Here is a 4,712-nt window from a genome sequence, read left to right as displayed (position 1 = left end):
GCGCTGCAGGGCGCGCTGGCGATCGTGACGGCCGTCGCGCTCACGGTGCGCGAGCTCGGCGGCCACCGCGAGGCCGCGATCAGCGGGTACGGCACGGCGGCATGGTTCGCGATCATGGGATCGGCGGTGGTGGCGGCCGGCGTGGCGTTGTGGACGGGGCGGCGGTGGGGCCGCGGCGTCGCGGTGTTCGCCAACCTGCTGCTGCTGGGGGTGGCCTTCTACGTCTTCAGCTCGGGGCAGCTGCCGTATGCGGTGCTGGTCGGGATGGTTTCGGTGGCCGTGCTCGCGCTGCTGTTCAGCCCGTCGGTGCTGCGCTGGCTGACTCAGGATTCGGCGGCCAGCTCCGAGAGCCCGGGGCCGGACACCCGGTAGGTGATCCAGTCGCTCTGCGGCCGCCCACCGACGCTGTCGTAGAGCGCTATCGCGTCGACGTTCCAGTCCAGCACCGCCCAGCTCAGCCGCGAATAGCCGTGATCGACGCATTCGCGGGCCAGCGTCGCGAGCAGCTTGCGGGCCAGGCCGCGACGGCGAAACCGCGGGCGCACGAACAGATCCTCGAGGTAGATGCCGGCCACACCGTCCCACGTCGAGAAGTTGCGGAACCACAGCGCGGCGGCCGCCGCCTCGCCGTCCACTTCGGCCAGATGCCCGTACACCACCGGGTGCGGACCGAAAAGCGCTTCCCGCAGCTGAGTTTCGGTCACCGTGCAGTCAGCTGCGGCGCGTTCGAAGTCGGCGAGCTCGTGGATCATCGCGGTCAACTCGACCTCGTCGCCGGGGCGGACGGTGCGGATGAGGTCGGTCACGGCTGCACCCCCAACGCCGACAGAATTGTCCTGAACTTTGTTGTGGTCTCCGCGAATTCGTTGTCCGGGTCGGATTCGGCGACGATGCCGCCCCCGGAGTGCGCGTCGGCGGTGCGCCGGTCGGCGGAGAGCTGCGCGCACCGGATCGACACCACCCAACGGCCGTCGCCGCGCTGATCACACCAGCCCACCGCGCCGGCGTAGAAGCCGCGATCCCCTTCGAGCTGGCCGATCAGGGCGGTCGCCTCGCGAACAGGGGAACCGCCCACCGCCGGGGTGGGGTGCAGCGCAAGCGCCAGGTCCAGTGCAGTGGTTGCTCTTTCGCGCAACAGTCCGGAGATGGGCGTATACAGATGCCACACCGCGGCGGTCTTGGTCAACTGGGGTTGCGCGGCGATCTGCAGCCTGGTGCACAACGGCTCGAGCGTTTCGCGCAGCGCGTCGACCACGAGCTGATGCTCGTGGCGGTCCTTGGCCGACTCGGCCAGCGCGGCACCGCTGGCCTCGTCGGCCCGGGGGTCGGCGAGCCGTGGTGCCGACCCGGCGAACGGCCGACACGTGACCTGCTGTCCGCGTCGGGCGACGAGCAGTTCGGGGCTGGCGCCGACGAGCGCGGTGCCGGAGTACCCTTCGCCGGCCGCCGACAGGTCGACGAGAAACGAACTCGCGGGTGTGTCGTTGGCGACCAGTCGCTGCAGCACCGTCCTGGCGTCCAGCGGTCCGTCGGCGGCCACCCGCAGCGCCCGCGCCAGCACCACCTTGTGCAGGTCGATTGCCGGGTCGCGCAGCCGGGTCAACGCCGCCGCGATGCGTGCGCGGTGCTCGTCGGCGGCCGGGATGGTCTCGGCGACCCGCGCGACGGGGAGCTCACGCACCGGCCATTCGGGCAGCGCCTCGGTGAAGCCCACCGTCTGCGGACGGATCAGCGCCGCCGGCTGGGAGAGATCGAAAGGTAAGGCGCCCAAGATGATCGGCGCGCTGTGGGACGCCAGAGCGGCTCGCGCGTCGGCGATCTTCGGGAAGGCGGTGTGTACTCCGTCCGCGGTGATCACCCCGTCGGGCCCGGTGAGGACGAACGTCGGCTCGCGGGTCACGCCGGTGCGGCCGGGTCCGGGTGTCCGGTCAGCGCCAACGCGCTGAGCTGACGTATGCCGTGCTCGAAGCTGCAGATCGCGATCGACGCGGCCGGCATCGACACCCGGATACCCTCGTAGACGGGCTGCTCGATCCATCGGACGACCAGCGCGCGGGAGAAATGGCCGTGCCCGACGAAGACCACGTCGCGGGACTCCATGTGCCCCAGCGCCAGCTCGATCGCCCGGTCGGCGCGCTCACAGAGCTGCGCGGAGGTCTCGCCACCCGGGCAGCCGTGCGTCCACACCAGCCAGTTCGGCACCGTCTGGCGGATCTCCACGGTGGTGGTTCCCTCGTACTCGCCGTAATCCCATTCGCTGATCAGCGGATTGACGTCGTCGACGGTGAGGCCGGCCAGATCGGCGGTGATCCTCGCGCGCTTGCGCGGGCTGCTGACCACAAACGGATCGTCCAACCGCAGCTGCTGCAGCGTCTCGGCCGCCGCAGCGGCCTGCTCACGGCCGCGTGGCGTGAGGTCGAGCTCGGTGCGGCTGGTGTGCTGACCCGACTTCGACCACTCCGTCTCGCCGTGTCGGAGCAGGATCAGCCGGTGCTGCAGAAGGGCCACAGCCCCGATTCTGCCGCACGCCGCGTCGCCACTCGCGGGTGCATGACAGGATGGTGTTGTGACGCGGGTACTTGCGGTCGCCAATCAAAAGGGTGGGGTCGCCAAAACGACGACGGTGGCGTCGCTGGGCGCAGCGATGATGGAGCTCGGTAAGCGGGTGCTGCTCGTCGACCTGGACCCCCAGGGCTGCCTGACGTTCTCGCTGGGGCAGGACCCCGACAAGCTGGCCGTCTCCATCCACGAGGTTCTGCTCGGCGACGTCGAACCCGACACCGCACTGGTCGAGACGTCGGAGGGGATGACCCTGCTGCCCGCCAACATCGACCTCGCTGGTGCCGAGGCGATGCTGCTGATGCGGGCCGGCAGGGAGTATGCACTCAAGCGTGCCCTGGCCAAGATTTCCGGACAGTTCGACGTGGTGATCGTGGACTGCCCGCCGTCGCTGGGGGTGCTGACGCTCAACGGGCTCACCGCCGCCGACGACGTGATCGTGCCGCTGCAGTGCGAGACGCTCGCCCACCGCGGCGTCGGTCAGTTCCTGCGCACCATCACCGACGTCCAACAGATCACCAACGCCGACCTCTCGCTGCTGGGCGCGCTGCCCACGTTGTACGACTCGCGCACCACCCACAGCCGCGACGTGCTGCTCGACGTCGCCGACCGCTACAACCTGCCGGTGCTGGCGCCGCCGATCCCGCGCACCGTGCGGTTCGCCGAGGCCAGCGCTTCGGGTTCGTCGGTGCTGACCGGGCGCAAGAACAAGGGCGCGCTGGCATACCGCGAACTCGCCGCCGCGCTGCTCAAGTACTGGAAGAACGGCAAAGCGCTGGCCACCTTCACCCCCGACATGTGATTCGGGCCGAAATCGCCGCCGCTCACCCGAGAGCGACCACTTCGTCGCCTCGCTGCTCGATCAGCATGGACCCGGCCACCGCGGGCACCACGGGTCCCTCGACCGGCGGGCGCTGCAGCGGGATGTGACGGTCGCCGACGCCGGTCGCCGGATCGAACACGTCGTAGCCGCTGCTGACCGGCACCATCAACCGTCCGGCCATCACCGTCGCCGGACCGACGGGCGCGTTGTCGCCCGTCGCGGCCACCGTGTACTTGTACTGAAGGTTGTTGGCGGAGAACACCATCAGGCTGTCACCGGTCCACCAGGTGATCAGATCGCCGGTCCGCGACATGGTGGCGTCGGGGGAGGGGAGTCCGGGCACCACCGTGCTGGCGATCGTCGCCCCCGTCTCGTCGACGATGTCGACCCTCGGTTTCGGGGTGGGGGCGTACACCGCGGTCGTGGTGTCCGTCACCGCCACCACGCGGGCGTCGCTGTCGACGCCGACGCCGGTCTGCTGCACGTACTTCATCTCCGGGGTGTCCTCTTCCTCGGAGGGGCGCAGCAAGGTCAGGCGCAGGTCGGCCTGACCGTCGCAGGCCTCCAGCACGGACACCGCCGCCGAACTCGCCGCGGCCGAGACCAGCCGGCACAACGGCAGGCTCGGCGTACCCGCCTTGATCGGGGCGTCGAGCGCACCGTAGCTGAGCATCCGCACCATGTCGGAGCGCCACAACTCCAGGCGGGTGTCGCCGGCCGAGAGCACCGTGGTGCCGTCGCTGGACAACGTGACCTCGGGGTCGGAGTAGCTGGTGCGGGTCGGCCCGCGGATGCCGGTCTCGGCGTCGACGGTGCTGACCTGCCCGCACCCGCGGACGTCCGGGTAGACCGCGACGGCATAGCTGTACACCCAGGTGACCCCGCAGAGATCGAGGTCACGGGCGAAGCTCCAGAGCGGCTCGCCGGTGCCGGGATCGCGGCCCTGCATGCCACGGTCGGCGCCGGTCACCACGGCGCCTGCGACCACCAGGGGCCGGCTGGTCGCGGGGCTGGGCGCGGTCCAGCGCTCGGTCAGCGACTCCGGTACCGCTGTGGGCGGTTCCAGGTTGGGGACCGGGGCCGCCGCGGGCACGCTGTCGGTCGCTCTGGCGTCACTGGTCCACCAGATCACGGCCGCGACGAGCGCGACCACTCCGGCGATCGCCACCGCCGCCAGCATGTCGGCCCGAGTCCGGCGTTCGGGTTTGACCATCGGGTGGGTGGTCTGCGGTTAGTTGGTGCCTGCGGCCGGGGCCTTGCTGGGGCGGCGGCGCCGACGGCGCCGACCCGACCGTGCCGCGTCCGACTGCTCGCCGCCGGTGTTGTCGGC

Annotated in this window: 6 protein-coding genes; 2 read left to right on the top strand and 4 right to left on the bottom strand. The window is 70.6% G+C overall.

Annotation, left to right across the window (positions count from 1 at the left end):
* Positions 1-372: hypothetical protein (locus WA944_RS26750; protein ID WP_526647508.1), on the top strand; the 372-nt coding region annotated here is incomplete at its 5' end.
* Here WA944_RS26750 and WA944_RS26745 read toward each other — a convergent pair.
* From WA944_RS26745 to WA944_RS26735, 3 genes are read right to left on the bottom strand one after another with little or no spacing between them, the layout of a single operon-like run.
* Complete coding sequence (locus WA944_RS26745; RefSeq protein ID WP_526374856.1) at positions 324-806, bottom strand: GNAT family N-acetyltransferase; 483 nt, start codon at positions 804-806, stop codon at positions 324-326. The two genes, WA944_RS26750 and WA944_RS26745, sit on opposite strands and share 49 nt — an antisense overlap.
* Positions 803-1,900, bottom strand: a complete 1,098-nt coding sequence (locus tag WA944_RS26740; RefSeq protein WP_526607726.1) for an isochorismate synthase — start codon at positions 1,898-1,900, stop codon at positions 803-805. The genes WA944_RS26745 and WA944_RS26740 overlap by 4 nt, the downstream gene beginning before the upstream one ends.
* Positions 1,897-2,508, bottom strand: coding sequence for an acid phosphatase (locus WA944_RS26735; protein WP_526374852.1), 612 nt, complete (start codon positions 2,506-2,508; stop codon positions 1,897-1,899). The genes WA944_RS26740 and WA944_RS26735 overlap by 4 nt, the downstream gene beginning before the upstream one ends.
* Before the next feature lie 58 nt (positions 2,509-2,566).
* Between WA944_RS26735 and WA944_RS26730 the strand changes: the two genes are divergently transcribed.
* Complete coding sequence (locus tag WA944_RS26730; RefSeq protein ID WP_526374850.1) at positions 2,567-3,361, top strand: ParA family protein; 795 nt, start codon at positions 2,567-2,569, stop codon at positions 3,359-3,361.
* 22 nt (positions 3,362-3,383) lie between these two features.
* Here the strand turns inward: WA944_RS26730 and WA944_RS26725 are convergent, their stop codons facing one another.
* Entirely contained in the window at positions 3,384-4,595 is a 1,212-nt protein-coding gene (locus WA944_RS26725; RefSeq protein WP_526374848.1) for an Rv3212 family protein, read from the bottom strand.
* Positions 4,596-4,712: the final 117 nt, after the last annotated feature.

The sequence above is a fragment of the Mycobacterium sp. genome (assembly GCF_049683355.1).
Lineage (GTDB): Bacteria > Actinomycetota > Actinomycetes > Mycobacteriales > Mycobacteriaceae > Mycobacterium.
Note: the sequence above shows the minus strand (reverse complement) of the source record. Positions and strands in the feature narration are given on the sequence as shown.

Excerpts from the sequence above, each read along its gene's own strand:
- WA944_RS26725 (WP_526374848.1), bottom strand. The coding sequence starts at position 4,595 with ATGGTCAAACCCGAACGCCGGACTCGGGCCGACATGCTGGCGGCGGTG.